The following is a 25171-nucleotide window of genomic DNA, read 5'->3' on the forward strand; positions in this document are numbered from 1 at the left end:
TAATGTTTACAAAGCATTACAGGTTATCGGCAGGTAATTCTGCAGCCGGGCGCGGCTGTCGGCGGCCTCCGCCGTCAGGAAATCGATAAACTGCGCCAGCGCCGGCGATGGCGCCCCGCGTTCAGGATAGACCAAATAATAGGCCGCGCCGCTGCTGACGCAGAGCGGGAACGGCGTGACGATACGCCGCGCCTGAATATCCTCCTCCAGCAGGCACAGATCGCCGATGGCGATGCCGAATCCCTGCAGCGCGGCGCTCATCGCCAGATCGAGGGTATCGAAATGCTGAGCCTTGCCGGACGGCAGCGCATCGGCCCCCGCCGCCTTCAGCCAGCGCAGCCAGTCGCGCCGATCGCGCGTCGGGTGCAGCAGGGTTTTGTCCGTCAAGTCCGCCAGCCGGGGCGTTGGCGGCAGGAACGTCGGCGTGCAGACCGGCGTGAGGATTTCGTCGAACAGCAGGTGCGCGCTCAGCTTTTTGCCCGGCGGCCGGCCGAATACCACCGCGGCGTCAAATTGCTCGGTGCTGAAATCCAGACCGTGCGACACCGAAGCGGTCAGCTCAATATGCATGTCCGGCCGTTCATTCTGCAGGCGAATGATGCGCGGCAGCACCCAGCGCATCGCGCAGGTCGGGCATTTGATGCGCAGCGCCCCCGGCGGGGCGGCGGCCCGCGTCAGCGCCTCGTCCAGCTGCCCCAACGCCAGCTGCACCGGCGCCAGCAGCTGCGCGCCCTGCGGCGTCAGCGCCAAACCGCGCGCCTGGCGGCTGAACAGCGGATAGCCCAGGCGCTGTTCCAGCCCGAGGATTTGCCGGCTGACCGCCCCCTGCGTCAGGTGCAGCTGCCGGGCGGCATGGGTAAAGTTGAGGCGTTGCGCCACCACCACGAAGGTTTTCAACACGTCGAGCGACGGCAGGGATATCGGCATAGCGGGCCTCGATTAGGTATGATCGTAGTGCATGGCAAGTATGACAAACTTTCCCTTGTCCGCCTACGCCGGCTGATGCTTAATCGCTCAACACTTCCCTGTTTGCCTGGAGCCCATCATGCAGAGCGCCTGTTCATCCCGCTCGAAGCTGCCGGACGTCGGCACCACCATTTTCACCGTCATTGGCCAACTCAGCGCCGAACATCAGGCCCTCAATCTGTCGCAGGGCGCGCCCAACTTCGCCGGTGACCCGCAGCTGATCGAGGCAACGGCGCAAGCCATGCGCGCAGGTCATAACCAATACGCGCCGATGAGCGGCGTGGCGGCGTTACGTGCTGCTCTGGCGGAAAAAGCTGAACGATTGTATGGCGCACGCTATGACGCCGACGAAGAAATCACGGTGATCGCCAGCGCCAGCGAAGGGCTGTACTCGGCGATCAGCGCGCTGGTGCATCCCGGCGACGAGGTGATCTATTTCGAACCGGCGTTCGACAGCTATGCGCCGATCGTGCGCCTGCAGGGCGCCACGCCGGTGGCGATCAAGCTGTCGTTGCAGGATTTTCGCGTCGACTGGGACGAAGTGGCCGCCGCCATCAACGGCAAAACGCGCATGATCATCGTCAACACGCCGCACAACCCGACCGGCGCGGTGTTTGACGCGCACGACATCGAACGTCTGACCGCCCTGACCCGCGACACCGACATCGTGATCCTGTCCGACGAGGTCTACGAGCACGTGGTGTTCGACGGCGATATTCACCACAGCATGGCGCGCTACCCGCAGCTGGCGGAACGCAGCGTGATCGTGTCGTCGTTCGGTAAAACCTACCACGTCACCGGCTGGCGCGTCGGCTACTGCCTGGCGCCAGCGGCGCTGATGGACGAGATCCGCAAGGTGCACCAGTTTATGGTGTTCTCCGCCGATACGCCGATGCAGCACGCCTTCGCCGCCGCGCTCGCCAACCCGCAGAGCTACCTGGGGCTGGCGGCGTTTTATCAACAAAAGCGCGATCTGCTGGCCAGCGCCCTGCAGGATTCGCGCTTTGAGCTGCTGCCCAGCCGCGGCAGCTTCTTCATGCTGGCCCGCTTTAGCGGCTTCAGTCACGAAAGCGACAATGATTTCGCCGTGCGCTTGATCCGCGAAGCGAAGGTGGCGACGATCCCGCTGTCGGCGTTCTACAGTGACGGCACCGATACCGGCATTATCCGGCTGAGTTTTTCCAAAGATAACGAGACCCTGCTGGAAGGCGCGCGCCGCCTGAGCCAGGTGTGATTTTTTGTCCAACCATGGGAAAGGGGCACTGCCTATGAAAGCATTGAAAACGCTGTTCGCCGCCGGATGCCTGCTGGCCGCCGGCGCTTCGCTGGCGGCGGAAAACAGCCTGCGCTTCGGCCTGGAAGCGCTGTATCCGCCGTTCGAATCCAAATCCGCCAGCGGCAAACTGGAAGGGTTCGACATCGAACTGGGCGACGCGGTATGCGCCGCCGCGCAGTTGCAATGCAGCTGGGTGGAAACCTCGTTCGACAGCCTGATCCCGGCGCTGCAGGCGCGCAAGTTCGACGCCATCAACTCGGCGATGAACGTGACCGAACAGCGGCGTCAGGCGATCGCCTTCACCGACGCCATCTATCAGGTGCCGAACCGCCTGATCGCCAAAGCCGGCAGCGGCCTGCTGCCGGACGCCAAATCGCTGGCGGGCAAACACGTGGGCGTGCTGCAAGGATCGATTCAGGAGATTTACGCCAAAACCCATTGGGCGCCGGCGGGCGTGGACGTGGTGTCTTATCAGGATCAGAATCAGGTTTACCTCGATCTGGCGGCCGGTCGGCTCGACGCCACGCTGGTGATGGCGCCGTCGGGGCAAAGCGGCTTCCTGTCGCAGCCAGACGGCAAAGGCTTCGCCTTCGTCGGCGAGGCGGTGCGCGACGACAAGATCCTCGGTGAAGGTATCGCCTTCGGCCTGCGTAAAGGGGATGAGGCGCTGAAGAAAAAACTGGATGCCGCCATCGCCAAAGTGAAACAGCAAGGCACGGTGACGGCGCTGTCGAAGAAGTATTTCGGCGACATCGACGTGACGGTGAAGTGAGAGACGGGGGCGGCACCGCCGCCCCCTGCCGCGATTAGCGATCGAACACCGAGCTGTTCAGCGCGCGATCCTGCTGGTGGCGCTCCAGCGCCAATTCGATCAGGCGCGTGATCAGCGCCTGATAGCTGACGCCGCTGGCGGCCCACAGCTTGGGATACATGCTGATGTTGGTGAAGCCCGGCAGCGTGTTGATTTCGTTGATCACCACCTGGTTGTCCGGCGTCAGGAACACATCCACCCGCGCCAGCCCGAAGCACTCCAGCGCGCGGAACGCCTTCAGCGCCACCTCGCGGATGTGGTCGCTCACTTCCGGCGCGATCGCCGCCGGCACCACCACCTGAGCGCCCTGCTCATTGATGTATTTGGTGTCGTAAGCATAGAAGGCGTCGCTCAGCACGATCTCGCCGCACACGCTGGCCTGCGGATCGTCGTTGCCCAGCACCGCGCACTCGATCTCGCGGCCGACGATCGCCGACTCCACCAGCACCTTATGATCGAAGCTGAAGGCCAGCGATACCGCCGCGTCGAACTCGGCGCGGTTTTCCACCTTGCTCACCCCGACCGACGAGCCCTGGTTGGCCGGCTTGACGAACAGCGGCAGGCCGAGGCGTTCGCTCAGTTGTTCAAACGTGAATCCGGCGCGGTTGGCGCGGGTTAGGGTGACGAACGGCGCCACCGCCAGCCCGGCATCGCGCAGCAGGCGCTTGGTCACGTCTTTATCCATGCTGACCGCCGAGCCGAGCACGCCGGCGCCGACGAACGGCATATTGGCCATGCGCAGCAGCCCCTGCAGCGAGCCGTCCTCCCCCAGCGTGCCGTGCACGATCGGGAAGATGACGTCGAGTTGGCCCAACGCGCCGGCGCTGCCCGCTTCGATCAGCTGCTGTTTTTCCTGGCCCGGGATCAGCGCCACGTTCTTGTTCGAGCGGTTCAGCGCGATCAGCGCCGGGTTCTCGGCGTTGAGCAGGTAGTTGGAGGCGTCGTTGATGTGCCACTGCCCCTGTTTGTCGATCCCCAGCAGCGTGACGTCAAACTTCTCTTTGTCGATTGCATCCACAATGTTTTTGGCCGACTGCAGCGACACCTCATGCTCCGCCGATTTACCGCCAAAAATCACCCCAACACGTAGTTTAGTCACGCCTTAAATCCTTCTGAAAAATCATGGCAAAAAAGTCGTTTATCACAATAAACGCATTGCCTGGCGGCGGCAATCGTTGTTGCCAGAATCTTCTTACGCCACAGAATGCCACATCGCCACCATCCTAAACGTATACACTTCGTATATCGTTCACTTAGGGAGACGCCGATGGGCATCGTAAAAATTTCAGACGCGCTGCATGACGATCTGCGCCTCGCCAGCCTGACCATGACGCGTTCGATCAACGCGCAGGCCGAGTACTGGATCAAGATCGGCATGCTGGCGGAGTTCCATCCGGAACTGACCTACCCGCAGTTGGTAAAAAAAATGATGAAAGATAACGCGCTGACGCTGAAGGAGATTGTCGGGTGAAACAGATTGTGATTAAAACGCCGGAAGAGATTGCCAAAATGCGCCATTCCGGCGCCCTGCTGGCGAAAGTGTTTGCTATGCTCGATGAGGTCATCGTCGAAGGCATCTCCACCATGGAGATCAACGACCGCGCCGAGGCGTTTATCGTCGAAGAGCTGAAGTCGCGCCCGGCCAGCAAGGGGCAGTATGATTTCCCCTATGTGCTCAACACCTCAATCGACGACGTGGTGTGCCACGGGGTGCCGTCGGCCAGCAAAATCCTGCGTTCCGGCATGATCGTCAACGTGGACATCACGCTGGAAAACGGCGGCTATATCGCCGACTCCAGCAAGATGTACTGCGTCGGCCAGGTGACGCCGCTGGCCAAACGGCTGGTGAACAACGTCTATGAATCGATGTGGCAGGGCATTCGCGCGGTGAAACCGGGCGCCACCCTCGGCGATATCGGCCATGCCGTCCAGCGGCACGCCGAGCAGGCCGGCTACAGCATCGTGCGGGAGTATTGCGGCCACGGCATCGGCCGCGATATGCATGAAGAACCGGCGGTGCTGCACTACGGCCAACCCGGCAGCGGTCTGGTGCTGCAGGAAGGCATGGTGTTCACCATCGAGCCGATGATCAACCAGGGCGACCGCCGCATCAAGCAGAAGAAAGACGGCTGGACGGTGGTGACGCGCGACAAAAAACTGTCGGCGCAGTGGGAGCACACCGTGGCGGTCACCGCCGACGGTGTGGAGATCCTGACGCTGCGCGACGAAGAGCGCCGAGCCGGCTACGCCGAGCGTTACTAAACCCGTAAGCCATTGGCCTGGCAAGCCGATAGCTTAATAAGTTATTTAATTGATAACCTCTTAGCTTATATGCGGCACTCCGGCGCCGCGGTTAAAGCGACGGGGATGACAGGGAGACAGACAGCATGCAGTCAGGCAATCAGGCGTTTATCAATCAGCTCAAGGACATCGTCGGCGGCCCGCAGCTGTTGACCGGCGATCGCAACACCGAGCGGTATCGCAAGGGGTTCCGCTCCGGCGAAGGCCAGGCGCTGGCGGTGGTATTCCCAACCAACCTGCTGCAGCTGTGGCGCATTTTGCAGGCCTGCGTGGCCGCCGACAAAATCGTCATCATGCAGGCCGCCAATACCGGCCTGACCGAAGGATCGACCCCCAGCGGCAACGACTATGATCGCGACATCGTCATCGTCAGCACCCTGCGCCTCGACCATATTCAGGTGCTGGACAACGGCAAGCAGGTGGTCGGCTTCCCCGGCAGCACCCTGCACCACCTCGAGAAATTGCTCAAACCCTACGGCCGCGAACCGCATTCGGTGATCGGTTCCTCCTGTATCGGCGCCTCGGTGATCGGCGGCGTGTGCAACAACTCCGGCGGCTCGCTGGTGAAACGCGGCCCGGCCTATACCGAAATGGCGCTGTACGCCCAGCTAGGGGAAGACGGCCAGCTGCGCCTGGTGAACCATCTGGGCATCCGCCTCGGCGACACGCCGGAAGAGATCCTCACCCGGCTGGAAAAAGGCGACTATCGCCCGACCGACGTCGAATACGGCGAGCTGCGCGCCTCGGATAACGAGTACGCCAGCCGGGTGCGCGACGTCGATGCCGATACCCCTTCCCGCTTTAACGCCGACAAACGCCGCCTGTTCGAGGCCTCCGGCTGCGCCGGCAAGCTGGCGGTGTTCGCGGTGCGGCTCGACACCTTCGAGAAAGAAGGCAAAGAGCAGGTATTCTATATCGGCACCAACGACACCGCGGTGCTGACCGAGCTGCGCCGCCACATGCTGAGCCAGTTCGAAAACCTGCCGGTGGCCGGTGAGTACATGCACCGCGATATCTTCGACATCGCCGAGGTGTACGGCAAAGACACCTTCATGATGATCGACAAGCTCGGCACCGATCAGATGCCACGCTTCTTCACCCTGAAAGGCCGCATGGACGCCAGCCTCAACAAGCTGCCGCTGCTGCCGCACAACCTGACCGACCGGCTGATGCAGGGCCTGAGCCATCTGGCGCCGAGCCACCTGCCGAAGCGCATGAAGGACTACCGCGAACGTTTCGAACATCACCTGCTGCTGAAGATGGCCGGCCCCGGCGTAGACGAAGCGCAGCGCTACCTGACCGAGTACTTCGCCCAGGCCGAAGGCGCTTTCTTCGCCTGCACGCCTGACGAAGGCAAAAAGGCCTTCCTGCACCGCTTCGCCGCCGCCGGCGCCGCCGTGCGCTACCATGCGGTGCACGCCGACAAGGTGGAGGATATTCTGGCGCTGGATATCGCCCTGCGCCGCAACGACACCGACTGGTTTGAAACGCTGCCGCCGGAAATCGACAGCCAGCTGGTGCATAAGCTGTATTACGGCCACTTTATGTGCCACGTCTTCCATCAGGACTACGTGGTGAAAAAAGGCGTCGACAGCCACGCACTGAAAGAAAAGATGCTCGAGATCCTCAACCGGCGCGGCGCCGAGTACCCGGCGGAGCATAACGTCGGCCACCTGTATCACGCCAAACCGGATCTGCAGGCGTTCTACCGCGCCGCCGATCCGACCAACAGCTTCAACCCCGGCATCGGCAAAACCAGTAAACGCAAAGGCTGGGCCGAAGTCCCCCGCTAAGACCGCCCGATTGGCCCGCCGCCGCACCCGGCGCGGGCCTACTCTCCCCTGCCTGCCTCATCGTGATCTTTCTGCGCCCTTAAAGATGTATTTATATTGCAACTTATAAATTTCCCGATTACCATTCATCGCAAATGAGAATCAATTACAAAACTGTCATGACGGATACATGGCATCCGCCGTGGCAATCACCGCGAAGTTGTTAATGAGAAGGAACCTACCATGAGTCAGACCCTCGATTCCGCCCAGCTGTTAGCCGCGCTCGATAAAGTGATGGTGATCTCCACCACCGATCTGCAAGGCACCATCACCTACGTCAACGATCTGTTTTGCCAACTGACCGGCTTTTCCCGGGAAGAGCTGGTGGGCCAGCCCCATAGCATCGTGCGCCACCCTTCCGTGCCGAAAGCGGTTTACAAAGCGATGTGGGACACCATCAAGGCGGGCGGCATCTGGACCGGCATCATTCCGAACGTCGGCAAAGGCGGCGTGCTGTACGTGGTCGACACCACAGTGCAACCGCTGTATGACGCCCAGGGCAATATCGCGGCCTATATCAGCATCCGCCGCGTGATCAACGATCTGATGACCGACTTCGAATCGGTGGAATTCGCCAAAGAACAGTTCGACAACCACTACGACAAGTAACCGCCATGGCCGACCTTATCGAACGCATCCTGATTGGTTACGGTTCGGAGTCGGGCAACGCCCGGGCGCTGGCGATGCGCCTGGGCGAGCAAAGCAGCCTGCAACCCTACCGCCCCGTCGTGAAAGAACTCAACGCCATCCAGCCCGCCGATGTGGGCGAGCATGACGCCCTACTGATCGTCTCGAGCTCATTTGGCGACGGCGAACCGCCCGCCAACGCCGAACGTTTTTCCGACGCGCTGGCGCAATGGCCTAACCGCCATCGGTTGCGCTACGCCATCTTCGGCCTCGGCGACACCGCGTACCCGCATTTCTGCGGCTTCACGCAGGCGCTGGATGCACGCCTGACGCAATACGGCGCCCACGCCATCGTCAATCGCGTCGACGCAGACGTTAACTTCGAACCGTTCTTCGCAACCTGGCTGACGACGCTGGATAAGGTGCTGGCCGGCGATGCCCAGGCCGGCCGCGATTTACATCTGCGCGTAACCGCCTACGGTGAAGACCATGCGTTCAGCGCCGCCCTCCTCGAACGGCGGCCGCTCAGCGCACGCACGCCGCAGGCCTGGCACCTGCGGCTGAATATCGCCGGCAGCGGCATCGTTTACCGGGCGGGAGATACCGTCTATCTGTTGCCGGAGAACGACGAAGGATTATTGACCCGGCTGGCTGACTGGCTCGGCAGGCCGGAGGCCGTCGACACGCTGCGGCGTCGGGAGCTGCGCCAGCTCAGCAAAACGACGCTGCGCGAACTGGCGCAGTTGGCCGACAGCGAAGAACTCAAAGGCTTGCTCAAGATCCGCCAGCGCAAAGCCCTGGAGAGTTATCTGTACGGCGCCGATCTGCTGGACGTGCTGCACGATTTTTGCCCGCCGCACGCGGTCACGCTAGAGAACCTGCTGACGCTGCTGCCCGTTTGCCTGCCGCGCGCCTACTCCATCGCTTCGGCAACGCGGGAAGAGAGCCTCGATCTGTGCGTGCGCGACGTGCATTATGAACGCGGCGGCCGCACCCGGCGCGGCACGGCGACCGGCTGGCTGCTCAGCCAACCCGGCCCTTTCCGCCTCTTCTGCCGCGCCAACCCCGGCTTTTACCTGCCGCGCGATACCACCGTACCGGTGCTGCTTATCGGTACCGGTACCGGCATCGCACCGTTGATTGGCTTACTGCGCGAAATGGCCGCCCAGGGCGAACGGCGTGAAACCGTGCTGATCTTCGGTGAGAAAAGGCGCGATGAAGACTTCCTGTATAGCGAGGAGTTGGTCACGCTGAACGCGGCGGGCGTACTCACGCGGCTCATCACGGCATTTTCGCGCGACACCGCCGACAAGTATTACGTGCAACACGCCATCGACGATCACGCCGATGTCGTCAGCGGCCTGCTGCGGCGGGGGGCGCATGTCTACCTGTGCGGCAATCGTCAGTATCTGGAACATGCCGTGGCGACGGCGCTGGAGCAAGCCCACGGGGCGGAAAACCTGTGGCAGACGCTGATTGAGCAGCAGCGCCTGCATCTGGAACTCTATTGAAACAGGGCGGCGTTCACCGCTCCGCGCGCAGCAGCAAGGACACGATGAACGCGCCCCCCAGCCCCGCCGTAATGATGCCGATGGGCAGCTCCTGATTGGGGATCAGGCTGCGGCTGAGCATGTCACCGCCGGTCAGCAGCATCGCCCCCAGCATGCCGCACATCGGCACGGACAATCGGTGGCGCACGCCCACCAGGCGCCGGGCCAGATAAGGCACCATTAGCCCGACAAAGCCGATCACGCCCGTCAGCGAAACGAGAAACGCCGTGGACAGTGCGCAGCACAGAAAGGTCTCGGTGCGCAACCGCGCCACGTTGACCCCCATCGAATGAGCGGTTTGCTCGCCCGCCAGCAGCGCGTCCAGCGCCCGCCAACGCAGCGCCGTAAACCCGGCCAGCAGCACGAAACTCGCCAGCGGAATGAACAGATTATCCCAACGCGCCAGCCCCAGCCCGCCGAGCGACCAGAACAACACCGAACCGGCCGCCCGCTGATCGCCGGAAAACACCAGGTAGCTGGTGAGCGCGCTAAACAAAAATGAGACCGCCAGGCCACAGACGATCAGCTGCTCGGCGCGCCTGACCCGGCTGACGCGAAACAGGATCATCACCGCCATCGCGGACAGAATGCCGCCGACGAAAGCGGACAGCGGCAACGTCAGTGCGCCCAGCGCATCACCGAAGCGCGTGATGACCAGCACCGCGCCGGCGGAGGCACCGGAAGAAAGCCCAAACAAAAAAGGATCGGCCAGCTCATTGCGGGTGGTGGTCTGCAGCAGCGCGCCGGTCATCGCCAGTCCGGCGCCGGTTAACGCCGCCAACAAAGCCCTGGGCACCCGCAGCTGCACGACGATGGTGTCCAGCATGCCGGAAAGCGGCGCCGAACCGAGCCCTAACGCCGCAAACGCCTGCCGCCATGACAGCGCGACGCTGCCCAGCTGCAGGCTCCAGATCATTAGCCCGCACAATACCGACAGCGCCAGCGGTGCGAGCAGCATAAAGCGCCGAGTCGGCGAGTTCATTCAGCCTCCGGCGCGTACAGCGCCCGCGCCAGCTTTTCCACTGCGCCGATGTTAGCCGGCCCCGGCGTCAGCTCCGCATACTGCAGTTTCAGATAGCGGTGGTGCCGTACGGCAGGCGTCAATTTCATCAACGGGTGAGACTCGAGGAAGCGCCGCAGCGCATCGGCGCCCGAACCGGTCTGGTAATCCAGCAGAATAATGAAATCAGGCTCGGCCGCCGCTACCGCCTCCCAGGACGCCGTCGTCCAGCTCGCCGGCAAACCGTCCATCACGTTGCGGCCGCCCACCGCTTCGATGATCGCCGTCGGCATAGCGTATTTGCCGCTGGTGAAAGGCTTCTCCTCCCCCGAGTCATAGACGAACACCTTGAGCGGCGGCTGGCCCGCCGGCCTGGCGGGAAGCGCAGCCAACCGGCGCTGCCAGCCCTCAACCAGCGCGGTGGCCTCTTGCTGCTTGCCGAAAATCTTGCCGAGCTTCAGCTCATCGTCATACAGCAGGTTCATATCGGCCTTCTGCGGCCGCCCGCCGGCCTGTACGCAGCTCTCGCCCAGCACCAGCGTTTTGATGCCGAACGGGGCGAGCTTCTCCGGCGTGACGTCGCCGCCGATCTTCATGCCGTAATTCCAGCCGGCGAAAAAGAAATCCGGCTGTGCCGCCAGCAGCGTTTCCAAAGCGGGATATTTCGGCGCCAGCTCGGGAATGGTGCCCATCGCGGCCTTGAAGTCGGGCGTCAGTTTGTACCAGCCGGTGATGCCGGTCAGCCCGACAATGCGATCCTGCAGATGCAGTGCAAAGGCCATCTCGGCCATGTTGATGTCGTTGATGACGGCGCGCTGCGGCGCCTGGTTGAAGGTGACCGGCACACCGCAGCTTTCTACGGTGACGGGAAAATGTTCGGCCGCCGCCGACCTGGCGGCCAGCAGCAGAAGCAGAATGAATACGCGTGCGTTCATGTTTCTCTCTGGTTTATCAAGCGCAATGGGGAACGTCAAAAATGCGCAGCGTTTTCCCGCTGACGGGATGTGCCACCTTGAAACTGTTCATGCCGAACACCGGCAGAATCACCGGGGTCTGCAACACCGCCTCGGGCGTACCACAGGCCACCTGACGGCTTTCGTTCAGCACCAGGATCCGATCGGCAAACGCCTCTGCCACGGGCAGATCGTGCAAGACCGCAATCACGGCGATGTCTTTATTTTTCACTAACGACAGCAGCGCCGAGCGCCCGGGCGGATCGAGGTGATTGGTCGGTTCATCCAGCAACAGCAGATCGGGAGACTGCGCCAACGCCCGAGCCAGCGCGGCACGCTGGCGCTGGCCGCCCGAGAGCCGCCCCAACGGATGGCGCCTGAGCGGCACCAACCCGGTTTCCCCGATGGCTTCGTCAACGATGCGCTTTCCCGTCGCAGAACATGCGCCATGCGGCAAACGGCCCAACGCCACGTAGTCCTCAACCAACAGCCGCAAATCCGGCGAATCGTTTTGCGCCAGAAAGGCGATGCTTCTGGCGCGCTCCGCCGCCGGCCACGCGGACAAGGCGCGCCCTCGCCAGTAAATGCCGCCGCTGTCCGGCCGCGTTTCACCGATCAGGGCACGCAACAGGCTGGACTTGCCGCTGCCGTTAGGGCCGATCACCGCCAGCTTCTCACCGGCGCGCAGCGCGAAATGGATGTTGTCGAGTATCAATGCCCCGCCGTGGCCGGTCAGGCTAATCCCATCAACGTGGAGGATGTCGTGAACTGAATTCATTATGCGCAAATTGTTATATTATAACATATCAATATTTTTACCACGATTACGCGCCTTCTGCAAAAGCGAATCGCAGCGTCTTTCGTCGCACGCATTGCGTGAACCGAGGCAAGAGCAAGCCGCGCCCTCTGCGTCAAAACTGCGCGGCCAAAGCAACATAGCATACCTCTCAATAAATGATAATGATTTTCATTATCATTTAAATCACTGCGATTTCCGATTGCACGCCCCGCTGAACTTAGTTATGTTTGAGCGATTAGTTTCATTCCCGGTTTTCAGGAACTCACATGGCCTACCTGGCGCACAGCACAGATCCGACAAACGCGACCGTTCCGGCCGCCGTTTTGCTGTGTGCTTCTTCCGCTCCACCCGCCGTTTCCTCTGTCGTTTCAGCGGTTGCCGCTTACCCGCCACGCATTGTGGTCGTGCGCTAAGCCAAACCGACTTTTTACCTCCGGCTTATTGATCTGTTGCGTTCAGGCGTAGACCGCCGCGCGCGCCGGAGCCTGTAATTTTCACGACAGGTGAAATTGACATGCGATTACCTTCTCTCTGGGCCAATGCCGGCCTGGCTACGCTGTTCGTCCTGCTTTGGAGCAGCGGCGCGATTTTCTCCCGTTGGGGGCTGGAGCACGCCTCCGCCTTCGCTTTTCTGTTCTTCCGTTGCGCCATCGCGCTGGCGGTGCTGTTGGCCATCGGCCTGTGGCAGCGCCAGTGCCTGCCCGCCCCCGGCACCCGCCGGCGCGTCGCGCTGATTGGCGTGCTGATGATCGGCAGCTATCAAATCTGCTATCTGCTGGCGTTGGAACAGGGTATTACGCCCGGCGTGCTGGCCACGTTGCTTGGCGTACAGCCGATCCTCACCCAGTTCATCACCGAACGGCGCTGCACCGGGCTGCGGGCGCTCGGCCTGGCGCTGGCGATGGCCGGGCTGACGCTGGTGGTGTATCAAAGCCTGATGGTGGCTCACTTCTCGCTGAGCGGCATGCTGTTCGCCTTTATCGCGCTGGGCTGCATGACCGCCGGCACCCTGCTGCAAAAGGGCATGACGCAGCCGCCGCTGGCGGTCTTGCCGCTGCAGTATGCCGTCGGGTTGCTGATGTGTACGCTGGCGCTGCCGTTTGAGCCGCTGCGGGTCGAATGGCGGCCGGCGTTCGTGCTGCCGCTGCTGTGGATGGCGGTGGTGATCTCGGTGCTGGCGACCTTCTTGCTGTATCGCCTGATCCAGCGCGGCAACCTGGTGCAGGTCACCAGCCTGTTCTATCTGATCCCGGCGGTCACCGCCCTGCTGGACTACCTGCTGCTCGGCCACGCGCTGGCGGCGCTGAGCCTGCTGGGCATGGCGGGCATCGTGCTCGGCGTGATGCTGGTTTTCCGCCGCGTATAAAAGCAAAAGCCCCCGCGCCGTTCCACCGGCGCGGGGGCGACAACAACAGCCGTTAACTCAGAATAACCAGGAACCGTACCCCCACAGCAGCACCGTCACCCCAAGCAGCAGCTCGAGCAACAGAATGCCGATGGCGAAGGTCGAGCTGGAGAAGATGAACCCTTCCTTACTGTCGATATTCAGGAAGTGCGGGATCCCCAGATTCAGCAGATAGCCGGAATAGCACAGGCCGATAATGCCGACAAACAGACACAGCCAGACGACCGGATAGAGCGCCACAATCCCGCTGAGGAACATCGGGGTCGCCACGTAGCCGGCGAACACCATGCAGCGGTGCAGGCTGGGGCGCGATTCATAGCGCCGCGCCATCCAGTGAATGACTTTCCCCATGGCCGCTACGCCCGCCAGCATCAGCAGGTAAAACGCCACGGCGGTATAAAGCGCGGTAAACATGTCGAGCCTGATGGCATGTCCCTCGCCGGAGAGCCAGCCCAACTGGGTGGTGCCGATAAAAGCGCAGACCACCGGGATTGCTGCCAAGAGCAACACGTGATGGGTGTATAGGTGCGAGACGCTTTCATTCTCGTTTTTGATCTGTTCGAACTCGGCGCTGGGATGCGCCAGAAGTCCCCAAACATGACTGACCATGAGACACCTCCTATCTCGCCGTAGGCCGCGATCGGCGAACGAATTTCACACCTCCGACGGACTGCTACCCGTGCGAGGATTGCGGCCACGGGGCTCTCTCCCCTGTACTCATTATAGTCTTTCGGCGAAAAAACGTGCGGAAAGCGCAACGCTGCGGCGCTTTGTCTTATACTCCCACCATAAAAACCAGGCTGCGAGGAAGGTCATGTCATCCGTTATCACCACCCGCCAGGCGGGGATCGTCGACGTCGACGCCGGGCGCAACGTCACCGTTGTCGAGCCCTGCAATCTGTACGGCTGCCGGCTCGGCGACGATGTCTTCGTCGGCCCGTTCGTGGAGATCCAGCGCCACGTCAGCATCGGCGCGCGCAGTAAAATTCAGTCGCACAGCTTTATCTGCGAATACGTTACCCTCGGCGAAGCGTGTTTTGTCGGCCACGGCGTCACCTTCGCCAACGATCTGTTCAAAGACGGCGCGCCCAATGCCGATCCGGCCAGCTGGGGGCGCACGCGCGTCGGCGATCGGGTGTCCATCGGCTCCGGCGCCACCATCCTGGCGGTGGAGATCTGCAGCGACGCGGTGATCGGCGCCGGGGCGGTCGTGACCCGCGACATCACCCGCAAGGGGATTTATGCCGGCAACCCGGCGCGCCTGCTGCGGGAGCTGCCGTAATGACCCCGGTCATCCGCATTGCGGCCATTGAGGCGCTGCCCGATGATTACCTGACGCGCGGCGATTTAGGCTTTACCATCCGCTGTTACGCCCTGCCGCAGTTCGACACCCCGGTCGACAGCTGGCCAACCCGCCCGGTGGCGCCGTTTCGCAAACAGTATCCCCTGGCGCCGTTCGCCAACGAAGACAGCGCGACTTTCCTGGCATATCGCCAGGACCAAGCCGTTGGCCACATCACGCTGAGCAAAAACTGGAACGGTTACACCCTGATCGACGAGATCGCGGTCAGCGCTCACGCGCGCCGTCAGGGCATCGCCGGGGCGCTGCTGGACTGCGCCAAACAGTGGGCGCGGCAGCAGGAAACCTCAGGTATGATGCTCGAAACGCAGAACAACAATCTGGCCGCCTGTCGCTGCTACCAGCATTACGGGTTTATTCTCGGCGGCATCGATCGTTTGCTGTACCGCGCCGAGCCGGAGATCGCCGATCACGAAATCGCGCTGTTCTGGTATTTGCCGTTCAATAGCGAAATCGGTTACTGATTTATCGGCCGCCATTGAGGCTATGTTTACTTTTTAACCCCTACCATCGGATGAGAACTGTTATCACTGACTCTGATAAGCCAGCGACACCCAGGGAGGGCCGTATGAACCAGAACAAGGTTGTTTTACTGATGTTAGCTATCGCCATGAGCGGATGCGCCGAGCGCCCCACCGCCGTCTCCCCCGCAACGCCGCCGACCGACGTCACCGTTTCGCCGCCGGCTGTGCAACCGCAGATGGACGCCAGCACCCGCAGCAAGCTGCATGAGATCCTCGCGCTGCGCGCCGGTTGGCCCGCCACGCAGCCGCATGGCCGCACCGTCGATTTGATTTCGCGCGAGTTTCTCGGCACGCCCTATCTCGCCAACCGCCTGATCGGTTCGCAGAGCACGCCCGAGCAGCTGGTGATCGACTTCCGCGGGCTGGATTGCTTCACCTACATCGATTATGTGGAAGCGCTCAGCACCGCCCGCAGCGAGGGCGAGTTCGTACAGCGCCCGGTAGACATTCGCTACGTCAACGGCAACATCGCCTTCCCGCAGCGCAAACACTTCTTCACCGATTGGGCGCAGCGGCCGAAAAAAGTGGCTGAAGACATCACCGCGCGGCTCAGCCCGCACGCCGTCACCCTCGTGAAAACCCTCAACCGCAAAGCGGATGGCGGCAGCTACCTGCCCGGCTTGCCCGACGTACAACGCAGCGTGACCTATATCCCCAGCGACCGCATCGACGACAAGGTGCTGGCCCAGCTGCGCACCGGCGATTACATCGGCATTTACACCAACCTGGACGGGCTGGACGTGACCCACACCGGCATCTTCGTGATGACCGACAACGGCCCGGTGCTGCGCAACGCCTCATCGCGCAAGGCCAACATGCGGGTGGTCGATTCGCCCTTTATGGATTACGTGATGGCCACGCCGGGCATCGTGGTGCTGCGTTCGCTCAGCCGATAATCTCCCGCCGCATAACGGCTATAAGCTATAGCCGTTTATGCTGAGCGAGCGTTTGACTTCATCGGCGGTTCAAGCTTAGCTGTAAGAACAAAAACCAACTGATTTTATTGTTCTTTTCAGGGAGACTTCGATGACCTTACGCTGGCGTATCACCCCTCTGGCGGCGGCCTTCGCCGCCGTTTTGGCGCTTCAGGGCTGCGATCAAAAAACCGATCGGAACCATATCAAGGTCGGCGTCATCAACGGCGCGGAACAGGACGTGGCGGAAGTCGCCAGGCAAGTGGCGAAAGAGAAATACGGGCTGGACGTCGAGCTGGTCGGCTTCAGCGGTTCGCTGCTGCCGAACGACGCCACCGACAAGGGCGAACTGGACGCCAACGTGTTCCAGCACCGCCCGTTCCTCGAACAGCAAAACAAAGATCACGGCTATAAGCTGGTGGCGGTCGGGAATACCTTTGTCTTCCCGATGGCCGGCTACTCCAAAAAGATAAAATCGCTCAAAGAGCTGCCGGACGGCGCGGTGATCGCCATCCCGCTCGATCCGACCAACCTGGGGCGCGCCCTGCTGCTGCTGGAAAAAACCGGATTGATTACGCTGAAACAAGGCAAGGGGTTGTTGCCCACCGCCCTGGACATCAGCGCCAACCCGCACCGTTACCAAATCATGGAGCTGGAAGGCGCGCAGCTGCCGCACGTGCTGGACGATCCAAAGGTCACCGTCGCCGTCATCAGCACCACCTACATCAACCAGACCGGCCTGTCGCCGACCAAAGACGGCATCTTCATCGAGGATAAAGACTCGCCGTACACCAACATCATCGTTACCCGCGAAGACAACAAGGACGCGCCGAACGTGCAGAACTTCATCAAGGCCTATGAGTCGGACGAAGTGGCCAAGGCCGCCGAGAAAATCTTCAACGGCGGCGCGGTGAAAGGCTGGTAATACCTGGCACAGCGCCGCAGGGGCTCTCCCCAAAGAACCCCTTGTCAGCTAATCATCGGGTTTTCTTATCTCACCATAAGAAAACCCGATTTACCCCGGCGGCGAGCGGCGCGCATAATGGCGTTTATCCGCTGATTTCCAAGGTAAACAGGCATTACCATGACGCTCTCCGCTCCCGTACTCAGCCTCCTCGATGCCACGCCGGACGATATGGCCGCCGTGCTGCGCATTTACACCCACCACGTGCTGTACGGTGCCGCCTCGTTTGAAGAACAGCCGCCGCCCCTGGCGGAAATGCAGCTGCGGCTGAGCAAGGTGCAAGAAGCCGGGCTGCCCTGGCTGGTGGCGAAAAGCGAAGGCCATATTGTGGGCTACTGCTACGCCACGCCGTATCGGCCCCGGCCGGCCTATCGTTTTACCGTGGAAGACTCGGTGTATATCGCCGAGGGGCAACAGGGTAAAGGCGTCGGCAAGGCGCTGCTGAGCAAGCTTATCGCCCGCTGCGAGCAAGGCCCCTGGCGCCAGATGCTGGCGATCGTCGGCGATTCCGCCGCCAACCGCGGTTCGCTGGCGCTGCACCAGTCGCTCGGCTTTACCAGCGTCGGGACGTTAAAGGCCGTGGGGTTCAAACTGGGGGAATGGCGCGACACCCACCTCATGCAGCGCGCGCTGGGCGCGGGCGACAGTCAGCATCCTTGAATACATGGCGACGCACGATAGGAAGTTAGCGTCTATAGTGAAGAGTGATTTCATTAAGTTAGCGCCAATCGTGCGCCACATTTAACCGGTAAGGGAGAAGTAAATGAAAATTATTCTGTGGATTGTCGCCATCATCTTCATCGTGGGTTTGTTGACGATTACCGGCGTTCTCAAACTGATTTTTTAAAGCGTCAGCTCCGTCCCGCCCCTTGCGGGGCGAGACTTTTCATCATGCCTTGAAACGCGCGCGCACCGCGCCCAGCGCCGACACCACCGCCAGCACCACGCCGCCGGCAATCGCGCCGAACACCACGTTCAGCAGAGCTGGAATGACACCCTGCAAAATATGCCCCAACGTCGGCACCACCGTAGCGTAGGAAGCCCAGTCCTCAAACAGATGGTGCACCGGCGGCAGACCGTGGGTCAGGATGCCGCCGCCGACCATAAACATGGCGACTGTGCCGACGATCGACAGCGTTTTCATCAAATAAGGCGCGGCGCGCACGATGCCGCCGCCGACGGCGCGCGCCAACGCGCTGCCCTTGCGGCTCAGGTACAGCCCCAAATCATCCAGCTTGACGATACCGGCGACGATGCCGTAAACCCCCAGCGTCATCACCAGCGCGATGCCGCACAGCACGATCACCTGCTGACTGAAAGTGGCGCCGGCGACGGTGCCCAACGTAATGGCGATAATCTCGGCGGATAACACGAAATCGGTACGCACAGCCCCTTTTATCTTGCGCTTTTCATAGGCCGCCACATCCTCATTGGCGCCCGGTCCGTCTTGTTTATCCTCATGCGCCTGCTTGTCTTGGCTCAGGCTGTGATACACCTTTTCGAACCCTTCGTAGCACAGGTAGGCGCCGCCCACCATCAGCAGCGGCGTGATCGCCCAGGGCGCGAAAGCGCTGATCAGCAGCGCCAGCGGCACCAGGATCGCCTTGTTGATCAGCGAACCTTTGGCGACGCTCCACACCACCGGCAGTTCGCGGTCGGCTTTAACGCCGGTGACCTGCTGCGCGTTGAGCGCCAGATCGTCCCCCAGCACCCCAGCGGTTTTTTTTGCCGCCATCTTGGTCATCAAAGAGACATCGTCCAGCAACGAGGCGATGTCGTCGATAAGGGTAAGTAAGCTACTTCCTGCCAAAATGATTTATCCTTTTCATGTTCACGGGCCATTCTATATTTAGCATAGCGGTAAAGCGTCATGAAAGGATATGGGAGGATCGCGGAAAACGCCGGGTGGAAGTTAAAACCTCTCGCCTGACAGTCCCTCATCAGCTCCGAGAGCGAACGCGCGTGAGATATGTTGAAGGACCGGGCCGTGGGCCTCAAAGACGCACGATAAATGCGTACTGCCCTCAAGCAAACCAAAGGCAACATGCACGCTGCCATGCTGTTCGACGAAACGCTGCAAGGATTGCGCGCTGAACAACTCATCCTGCGCTGCCGCCAGCAGCAAAGTCGGCAATCGCAGCGCCGCCAGTTGCTTTGCCGGGGTGCGTGGCGTCAACGCGTTAGCCATATTAACGCTGTATTGGCAGACAAAATCGGGGGAGGCGGCCAGCACGGCCGGGGGAAAATTCAGGCTGACCGCCCGAGATTGCCCAAACCATCGCCCACCGCTGAGCGCATTGGCCACAAAAGGCCATTGGCGCACCTGGGCAAAACGGGCCGCCGCCGCCAGATCGCGGGCCATCCCGGAAAATGGCCCCAGCTCGGGTGCCAGCAGGATCAGGCTGTCCGCCTGCTGTTCACAAGGATAGCGGGTCAGGTAGTTGAGCAACATCCCGGCGCCGCTGGAATGGCCAAGCAGGTGCCTGCGCGCTAACGGAAAACGCAGGCGCATTTCCGCCAGGATGACATCGACATCGCGCCAAATACGCTCAGGCCGCTCAACCGTCCCCCGCTCTCCCGTGGAATCGCCATGCCCGCGAATATCGACCAGGTACACCGCGAGCGTTGGCTCGGCGGCCAGCTGGCGCGCAAGAATGTCATACCCGGCGGCGCTGTTAACCCCGCCGCCGTGATAAACCACGATCACGTCTTCGCTCTCGGCAGTTTGCCGATACAGGCGGTAGCTCAATCCCTCAACGCAACCGGACAACGTGCCCACCTGTGCCCCCGGCCACTCACCGTAAGACTTCGCTTGCTCAACATAGCGGTCAAAATCAATCAAATCGCACCTTTCCATGATGTTGTCGGTATTCCCCACGGCAGAGTTCCTGCCCCGGCGATAAGCATATGAAACAACAGCAGGAACTACCATGCCTTTTGCACACTCCCCCTTAGCCTCAGGACAGATCCCCCGCCGGCACATTGAGCTGCCAGGAAAGCCCAAAGCGATCGTTGAGCCAGCCGAAACGCGCGCTGAAGCCGTAGTCGTCGAGCGGCATCAGCACCTTACCGCCCTCCGCCAGGCGGTGGAACGCCCTCTCCAACGCTTCTTCGTTAGGCAGGTTGATGAACAGCGACACCGCCGGGGTAAAGCTGAAATCATGGCTGATCGGGCTGTCGATAAACACCAGGTTCTGCCGATCGAAATCGATGGTGGCATGCTTGATTAACCGCCGGCCGTCCGGCGTCGGGTCGTAATGCTGCACCTGCATGAGCCGAAAACGCGCAAATACCTGGCTGTAGAGCTCAATCGCCTGCTGCGCCTCCCCCTGGAACATGACAAAGGTCGAAACCTGACTCATAACATCCCCTTCGGTAATCGTTGTGGTATTAATGGAGGATAGCGGATTACCCTTGAAGCGGCGAAAGGAGCAACCATGAGCATCATTCATCGCCTGGCGCAGCCAGGACGATCTCAACGGCCTGTTGGCTCTGTATCGCGAGCTGCGCCCACAGGATGCGCCGCTGCGCAGCGACGACGCGCGCCGTGCCCTGCAACGCCTGCTGGACGATCCGGCGATCCGTCTGGTGGTAGCGGCGCAAGAGGAACAGCCGATCGCCACCTGCATGCTGGCGCTGATCCCGGGGCTGGCGCATCAGGCGCAGCCGTTCGGCGTCATCGAACACGTGGTGACGGCGGAGCCCTATCGCGGCCACGGCGTGGCGCTCGCGATGATCGAATACGCGCTGCAGCTGGCCTGGCGCAAGGGCTGTTACAAGGTGATGCTGCTGTCGGGGCAGCAACGCACCGGCGCGCACCAGCTTTATCTCAAGGCGGGTTTCGACGGCGATCGCGAGCGGGGATTTGTCATCAGACGGCCCGAGGGCCGATAGCGGCCTGCCGCAAACGGGCAGGCCACCAGGCGGGTTATTCGCTGTCGTTCTTCGCCAGACGGGCGTCTTTTTGGCGGCGATAGTCACGGGCGGCGGCCGGGATCGGCGTCACCTTGCCGGTTTCAATCCAGCTGCGCAGACGGTTGGCGTCGGCGAAGTGGGTGTATTTGCCGAAGGCGTCCAGCACCACCAGCGACACCGAGCGGTTACCGATTACCGTACGCATCGCCAGGCAGTGACCCGCCTGGTTGGTGAAGCCGGTTTTGGTCAACTGGATGTTCCATTTCGGGTTATACACCAGATGGTTGGTGTTGCGGAACGGCAGCGTGTAGTTCGGATCCTTGAAGCTGGCCATGCGTTCGGTGGTGGTGCTGAGCTGGCCGATCAACGGGTATTGCTTGGTGGCGATCAGCAGCTTGGTCAGATCGCGCGCCGTCGACACGTTATGAATAGACAGCCCGGTCGGTTCCACATAATGGGTATTGGTCATGCCCAGCGCCCTGGCCTTGGCGTTCATCGCTTTGATGAAGGCGTTGTAGCCCCCCGGATAGTGGTGCGCCAGGCTGGCGGCGGCGCGGTTTTCCGACGACATCAGCGCCAGCAGCAGCATATCCTTACGGCTGATTTCGCTGTTCAGCCGCACCCGTGAATACACCCCTTTCATCTCCGGCGTCTGGCGGATGTCCACCGCCAGCATCTCGTCGAGCGGCAGGTGCGCGTCGAGCGTGACCATGGCGGTCATCAGCTTGGTGATCGAGGCGATCGGCACCACTTCATCCGGGTTGCGCGCATACATCACCTTATGGGTTTGCATATCGACGACCATCGCGCTGCCGGAGGCCAGCTCCGGTTGGGTGGCGTGCAGGGCGGCGGCGTTGTCGCTGGCCAACGCGCGCGGCGCAAAGCCTGCGCCCGCCTGCAAAGCGAGCAGGGTCAGAACCAAAACACGTATTTTCACAGGCATTACTCTGAAATGGGGGCTTGAATTCAGCGAATTATATGTGAGGGTTCAGCGCTTGGCACTGGGATTGTATGGCGGATTTGTGACAAATTCTGTCCGCTGAAAAACGACGCAGCCCGCGGGCGCTCTGGGATGAACGCCCGCGTGGAAAAAGTTACAGCGCCGGCTGCCAGGCCGACTGCGGCAACAGGTACAGCCCCGGCGTTTGCCGCGCCCCGGCGCCGACGATATGGCCGATGCCGGCCGCCATCACCGCCAGCGTCACATCGAAGGCGTTAAGGCTGTCGCCATAGCCGGCGGTCAGGTTGAACATCGAGCCGTTGGCCAGCAAATACACCGTCTTCTCATTAAGTTGGTAAGCGTTCACATAAGGCATCGGCTCGTGGTGCGGCAGGCCTTGCAGGAAGCCGACGTCGATCTCTTCCGCCACGTGGCCGACGTTGAGGATAAACACGCCGTCCTGCGCCTGTTGCAAATGCTGCGCCGAGAGCACGTTTTTCGCGCCGGTTGCGGTAGCGATCACGTCCGCCTGCGCGACGGCGCTCGCCAGATCCACCACCTGCCAGCCGTCATAACGCGCCTGCAGCGCGCGCGCCGGATCGATTTCCGCCACCATCACCTGGCCGCCGTAAGCCCTGGCCGCCGCCGCTGTCCCCTGCCCGACCAGGCCGTAGCCGATCACCAGCACGCGCTTTTCGTGCAGCGTCAAGTGGGTGGTCTGGAAGAAGGTGTGCCAGGCGGTCAGCCCAACCATATGCCGATTGTGCAGCCCCTCTTTCACCGGCAGATCGTCCCAGTTGAAGATCGGGTAGCGCGGCGCCACGCCGTTTAACCGGCTGATGCCCGAGCCGGTGGCTTCCAGCCCGGCGACGATCCGCGGGCCGCTCGGCGATTGGTGTAAACGGGTGGTCAGATCTGCCCCCATTTCGCACAGGTGGGTCGGCTGCCAGGCCAGCGCGCGGTCGAAGGACTCCGACCATTCGCCGGCGTTCATGTCGCGCCAGGCATAGGCCTGCGCGCCCCGCCGTTCCAGCCAGGCCACCACGTCGTTCTGCACCGTGGTGGGATTGCAGGTGGTCAGGAAGATCGCCGCGCCCTTATCCAGCAGGCCGGCCACCAGCGGCGCCATTTTCAGATCCAGGTGCATATTGCACGCCAGCCGCACCCCGTGCAGGTCCGGCAACGCCGCCACCGCCGCCCGGGTGCGCGGCATATGGCGCATCGCCCAGTTCAATTCGCTCTCGAAATCCTGATACATCCGTTGCTCCTCTGGTGTGCCCCGCCGCCAGGCGTGGCAAAAAAGTTATCCCGCGCGGCCGAGCCGGCGGATCGCCTGCGGCGACAGGCCAAATACGCGGATAAACGCCCGCCTCATGCGCTCCGGATCGCTGAACCCCACCGAACGGGCGATCGCCTCCAGCGGCTCGGCGCTCTCTTCGATGCGCACCCTGGCCGCCTCCACCCGCAGCTGTTCGATCACCTTGGCCGGTGTCTGCCCGGTTTCGGCGCGGAACAGCCGGCCGAACTGGCGCTCGCTCAGGCAGGCGGCGTCGGCCAGATCCGCCACCGACAGCGGCAGGTGCAAGTGCTCGCGCGCGAACGACAGCGCGGCGCGCATGCGATCCGACGACGGGTTCAACGCCAGCAGCAGCGAATACTGCGACTGCCCGCCGGGGCGCCGATGATAGACCACCAGCTGCCGCGCCACGGCCGCCGCCAGGGTGGCGCCAAGGTCGTCTTCTATCAACGCCAGCGCCAGATCGATACCGGCGCTGATGCCGGCCGAAGTCCAGATATCGCCGTCGCGAATGAAAATGCGGTTGCTGTCGACGCGGATGCGCGGATAACTCTGCTGCAGCCGCGCCGCGTGATACCAGTGGGTGGTGGCGCGCTTGCCGTCCAGCAAACCGCAGGCCGCCAGAATAAACGCGCCGGTGCACACGCTGGCGATGCGCCGCGCCCGCCGGCTGTGGGTGGTCAGAAACGCCACCAGCGCCGGCGACTGCGCCGCCATCACGTTGCCGCTGCCGCCGGCCACCACCAGCGTATCGAAACGCTCGTCGCCGCACGGCTGCGTGGCGATCTCCACCCCGGCCGAGCTGGCGACCATCCCGCCCTGCGGCGAGATCGCCACGCAACGGTAGGCCGGCGGATCGGTAAACTGGCTGACGTTATCGAACGCCGCCAGCGGGCCGGCAAAGTCCAGCAGGTTGAAACCGGGAAAAACCACAAAACCGATCGTTTTCATGATGGCGCTTTTTGAGGGTTATCTGTCATACCAGCCAAAAACAGGGCGGCTATTATGGCCCAGGTCCAACGATAAAAATGAGGCGAATGTCATGTCTGAACCACTCGTGATTGTATTTCCCATCTATCAAGGCGTCACCCAGCTCGACTTCACCGGCCCGCTGCAGTTTCTGCGCCACATGCCGGGCGCGGAAATCATCGTCGCTTCGGTAGACGGCGCGGATGTCGAATCGGAAGGCTTGCACTTCACCCAGCTGCGCCCGCTGCCGGAGATCGCGCGCTGCGACGTGCTGTGCGTGCCGGGCGGCAGCGGCTGCACCCAGGCGCTGCAGGATAAAGCGTTCATGCAGCAAATCCGGCGGCTGGGCGCCGATGCCCGCTACCTGACCTCGGTGTGCACCGGTTCGCTGATCCTGGCCGCGGCCGGCCTGCTGGCGGGCAAACGCGCCGCCTGCCACTGGTCGATGCGCGACAGCCTGAAGCTGTTCGGCGCCATCCCCAGCGCTGCACGCGTAGAGCGCGACGGCAACGTGATCAGCGGCGGCGGCGTCACCGCCGGCATCGATTTCGCGCTGGCGCTGATCGCCGAACTGCACGGCGAAGACACTGCCCAAACGATCCAACTCTATCTGGAATACGCCCCGGCCCCGCCGTTCACGGGCGGCACGCCGGAACTGGCCCCGCCGCACATTTACGCCAGGGTACAGGCGCAGATGGCGGAAAGCCTGGCGCGGCGCAGAGCGTTGGTGGCCCAGATCGCCCAAGGCTAGCGATCGGGCGTATACTT

28 protein-coding genes are annotated in these 25171 nt (G+C 62.1%); 16 read left to right on the plus strand and 12 right to left on the minus strand.

Translation table 11 applies throughout. The annotated features are described in order from the left end of the window. Positions 1-6: 6 nt before the first annotated feature. Positions 7-927, minus strand: coding sequence for a LysR substrate-binding domain-containing protein (locus ACJ8HN_RS11165; protein ID WP_049233799.1), 921 nt, complete (start codon positions 925-927; stop codon positions 7-9). A 118-nt stretch (positions 928-1045) separates the two neighbouring features. On the opposite strand from ACJ8HN_RS11165, the gene ACJ8HN_RS11170 reads away from it, so the two are divergent. Both ACJ8HN_RS11170 and ACJ8HN_RS11175 read left to right on the plus strand, forming a co-directional pair. Then, on the plus strand, positions 1046-2200 hold the full coding sequence (locus ACJ8HN_RS11170) for a pyridoxal phosphate-dependent aminotransferase (RefSeq protein WP_047568751.1): 1155 nt from the start codon (positions 1046-1048) through the stop codon (positions 2198-2200). Between the two features lie 34 nt (positions 2201-2234). After that, positions 2235-3014, plus strand: a complete 780-nt coding sequence (locus ACJ8HN_RS11175; RefSeq protein ID WP_033647048.1) for an ABC transporter substrate-binding protein — start codon at positions 2235-2237, stop codon at positions 3012-3014. A gap of 34 nt (positions 3015-3048) precedes the next feature. Here ACJ8HN_RS11175 and ddlA read toward each other — a convergent pair whose 3' ends face one another. After that, positions 3049-4152: a D-alanine--D-alanine ligase gene (gene ddlA, locus ACJ8HN_RS11180; RefSeq protein ID WP_049195873.1), complete on the minus strand. Its 1104-nt coding sequence runs from the start codon at positions 4150-4152 to the stop codon at positions 3049-3051. Between the two features lie 168 nt (positions 4153-4320). Here ddlA and ACJ8HN_RS11185 point away from each other — a divergent pair, with 168 nt between their 5' ends. From ACJ8HN_RS11185 to ACJ8HN_RS11205, 5 genes are all read left to right on the plus strand, one after another. Next, a complete protein-coding gene (locus ACJ8HN_RS11185) occupies positions 4321-4524 on the plus strand; it encodes a ParD-like family protein (RefSeq protein ID WP_006324220.1) in 204 nt (67 codons plus the stop codon). Next, on the plus strand, positions 4521-5315 hold the full coding sequence (gene map / locus ACJ8HN_RS11190; RefSeq protein ID WP_033653472.1) for a type I methionyl aminopeptidase: 795 nt from the start codon (positions 4521-4523) through the stop codon (positions 5313-5315). The genes ACJ8HN_RS11185 and map overlap by 4 nt, the downstream gene beginning before the upstream one ends. A 125-nt stretch (positions 5316-5440) precedes the next feature. Then, positions 5441-7147, plus strand: a complete 1707-nt coding sequence (dld, locus tag ACJ8HN_RS11195; RefSeq protein ID WP_442523426.1) for a D-lactate dehydrogenase — start codon at positions 5441-5443, stop codon at positions 7145-7147. A 222-nt stretch (positions 7148-7369) separates the two neighbouring features. Beyond that, positions 7370-7795 carry a PAS domain-containing protein gene (locus tag ACJ8HN_RS11200; RefSeq protein ID WP_033647052.1) on the plus strand — a complete coding sequence of 142 codons (426 nt, stop codon included), beginning with the start codon at positions 7370-7372 and terminating at the stop codon, positions 7793-7795. 5 nt (positions 7796-7800) lie between these two features. Then, positions 7801-9324, plus strand: a complete 1524-nt coding sequence (locus ACJ8HN_RS11205; RefSeq protein WP_442523427.1) for a flavodoxin domain-containing protein — start codon at positions 7801-7803, stop codon at positions 9322-9324. A 13-nt stretch (positions 9325-9337) separates the two neighbouring features. Here the strand turns inward: ACJ8HN_RS11205 and ACJ8HN_RS11210 are convergent, their stop codons facing one another. From ACJ8HN_RS11210 to ACJ8HN_RS11220, 3 genes are read right to left on the minus strand one after another with little or no spacing between them, the layout of a single operon-like run. Then, positions 9338-10345 carry a FecCD family ABC transporter permease gene (locus ACJ8HN_RS11210; RefSeq protein WP_060420046.1) on the minus strand — a complete coding sequence of 336 codons (1008 nt, stop codon included), beginning with the start codon at positions 10343-10345 and terminating at the stop codon, positions 9338-9340. After that, positions 10342-11298 carry an ABC transporter substrate-binding protein gene (locus ACJ8HN_RS11215; RefSeq protein ID WP_442523428.1) on the minus strand — a complete coding sequence of 319 codons (957 nt, stop codon included), beginning with the start codon at positions 11296-11298 and terminating at the stop codon, positions 10342-10344. Before ACJ8HN_RS11215 ends, ACJ8HN_RS11210 begins: the two co-directional genes overlap by 4 nt. 16 nt (positions 11299-11314) lie before the next feature. Then, positions 11315-12031, minus strand: a complete 717-nt coding sequence (locus ACJ8HN_RS11220; RefSeq protein WP_033653477.1) for an ABC transporter ATP-binding protein — start codon at positions 12029-12031, stop codon at positions 11315-11317. A 598-nt stretch (positions 12032-12629) separates the two neighbouring features. Between ACJ8HN_RS11220 and ACJ8HN_RS11225 the strand changes: the two genes are divergently transcribed. Continuing rightward, positions 12630-13481: a DMT family transporter gene (locus ACJ8HN_RS11225; protein WP_430969376.1), complete on the plus strand. Its 852-nt coding sequence runs from the start codon at positions 12630-12632 to the stop codon at positions 13479-13481. Positions 13482-13538: 57 nt separating this feature from the next. Here the strand turns inward: ACJ8HN_RS11225 and ACJ8HN_RS11230 are convergent, their stop codons facing one another. Beyond that, positions 13539-14129, minus strand: coding sequence for a Yip1 family protein (locus ACJ8HN_RS11230; RefSeq protein ID WP_033637547.1), 591 nt, complete (start codon positions 14127-14129; stop codon positions 13539-13541). Between the two features lie 205 nt (positions 14130-14334). Here ACJ8HN_RS11230 and ACJ8HN_RS11235 point away from each other — a divergent pair, with 205 nt between their 5' ends. From ACJ8HN_RS11235 to ACJ8HN_RS11260, 6 genes are all read left to right on the plus strand, one after another. Next, positions 14335-14802: an acyltransferase gene (locus ACJ8HN_RS11235; protein WP_033637546.1), complete on the plus strand. Its 468-nt coding sequence runs from the start codon at positions 14335-14337 to the stop codon at positions 14800-14802. After that, on the plus strand, positions 14802-15344 hold the full coding sequence (locus tag ACJ8HN_RS11240) for a GNAT family N-acetyltransferase (protein ID WP_442523429.1): 543 nt from the start codon (positions 14802-14804) through the stop codon (positions 15342-15344). The genes ACJ8HN_RS11235 and ACJ8HN_RS11240 overlap by 1 nt, the downstream gene beginning before the upstream one ends. Positions 15345-15448: 104 nt before the next feature. Beyond that, complete coding sequence (locus ACJ8HN_RS11245; protein WP_442523430.1) at positions 15449-16300, plus strand: DUF1460 domain-containing protein; 852 nt, start codon at positions 15449-15451, stop codon at positions 16298-16300. Positions 16301-16430: 130 nt separating this feature from the next. Further along, entirely contained in the window at positions 16431-17243 is an 813-nt protein-coding gene (locus ACJ8HN_RS11250; protein ID WP_033653481.1) for a MetQ/NlpA family lipoprotein, read from the plus strand. A 159-nt stretch (positions 17244-17402) separates the two neighbouring features. Next, positions 17403-17942 (plus strand): GNAT family N-acetyltransferase, encoded by a 540-nt coding sequence (locus tag ACJ8HN_RS11255; RefSeq protein ID WP_033637541.1) that lies wholly within the window; start codon positions 17403-17405, stop codon positions 17940-17942. Between the two features lie 103 nt (positions 17943-18045). After that, positions 18046-18129: a membrane protein gene (locus ACJ8HN_RS11260; RefSeq protein WP_016928643.1), complete on the plus strand. Its 84-nt coding sequence runs from the start codon at positions 18046-18048 to the stop codon at positions 18127-18129. 42 nt (positions 18130-18171) lie between these two features. Here ACJ8HN_RS11260 and ACJ8HN_RS11265 read toward each other — a convergent pair whose 3' ends face one another. The 3 genes from ACJ8HN_RS11265 to ACJ8HN_RS11275 all read right to left on the minus strand — a co-directional run bounded on the left by ACJ8HN_RS11265 (position 18172) and on the right by ACJ8HN_RS11275 (position 20644). Next, positions 18172-19092 carry a DUF808 domain-containing protein gene (locus ACJ8HN_RS11265; protein ID WP_033653484.1) on the minus strand — a complete coding sequence of 307 codons (921 nt, stop codon included), beginning with the start codon at positions 19090-19092 and terminating at the stop codon, positions 18172-18174. Positions 19093-19194: 102 nt separating this feature from the next. Further along, entirely contained in the window at positions 19195-20160 is a 966-nt protein-coding gene (locus ACJ8HN_RS11270) for an alpha/beta fold hydrolase (RefSeq protein ID WP_442523431.1), read from the minus strand. A 79-nt stretch (positions 20161-20239) separates the two neighbouring features. Next, positions 20240-20644, minus strand: a complete 405-nt coding sequence (locus ACJ8HN_RS11275; protein ID WP_342133897.1) for a VOC family protein — start codon at positions 20642-20644, stop codon at positions 20240-20242. A gap of 124 nt (positions 20645-20768) precedes the next feature. Here ACJ8HN_RS11275 and ACJ8HN_RS11280 point away from each other — a divergent pair, with 124 nt between their 5' ends. Further along, positions 20769-21176, plus strand: a complete 408-nt coding sequence (locus ACJ8HN_RS11280) for a GNAT family N-acetyltransferase (protein WP_442523432.1) — start codon at positions 20769-20771, stop codon at positions 21174-21176. Between the two features lie 34 nt (positions 21177-21210). On the opposite strand, the gene pbpG is transcribed toward ACJ8HN_RS11280, so the two are convergent. The 3 genes from pbpG to ACJ8HN_RS11295 form a co-directional block, all read right to left on the minus strand. Next, on the minus strand, positions 21211-22140 hold the full coding sequence (gene pbpG / locus ACJ8HN_RS11285) for a D-alanyl-D-alanine endopeptidase (RefSeq protein ID WP_041033978.1): 930 nt from the start codon (positions 22138-22140) through the stop codon (positions 21211-21213). A gap of 151 nt (positions 22141-22291) precedes the next feature. Then, complete coding sequence (locus ACJ8HN_RS11290) at positions 22292-23395, minus strand: adenosylhomocysteinase (protein WP_060425506.1); 1104 nt, start codon at positions 23393-23395, stop codon at positions 22292-22294. A 45-nt stretch (positions 23396-23440) separates the two neighbouring features. Next, positions 23441-24385, minus strand: a complete 945-nt coding sequence (locus ACJ8HN_RS11295) for a GlxA family transcriptional regulator (protein ID WP_033653487.1) — start codon at positions 24383-24385, stop codon at positions 23441-23443. A gap of 91 nt (positions 24386-24476) precedes the next feature. Between ACJ8HN_RS11295 and ACJ8HN_RS11300 the strand changes: the two genes are divergently transcribed. Then, complete coding sequence (locus ACJ8HN_RS11300; protein WP_047568783.1) at positions 24477-25154, plus strand: DJ-1/PfpI family protein; 678 nt, start codon at positions 24477-24479, stop codon at positions 25152-25154. Positions 25155-25171: the final 17 nt, after the last annotated feature.

Origin of the sequence: Serratia sp. CY29653 (genome assembly GCF_052169255.1) — a bacterium.
GTDB lineage: Bacteria > Pseudomonadota > Gammaproteobacteria > Enterobacterales > Enterobacteriaceae > Serratia > Serratia sarumanii.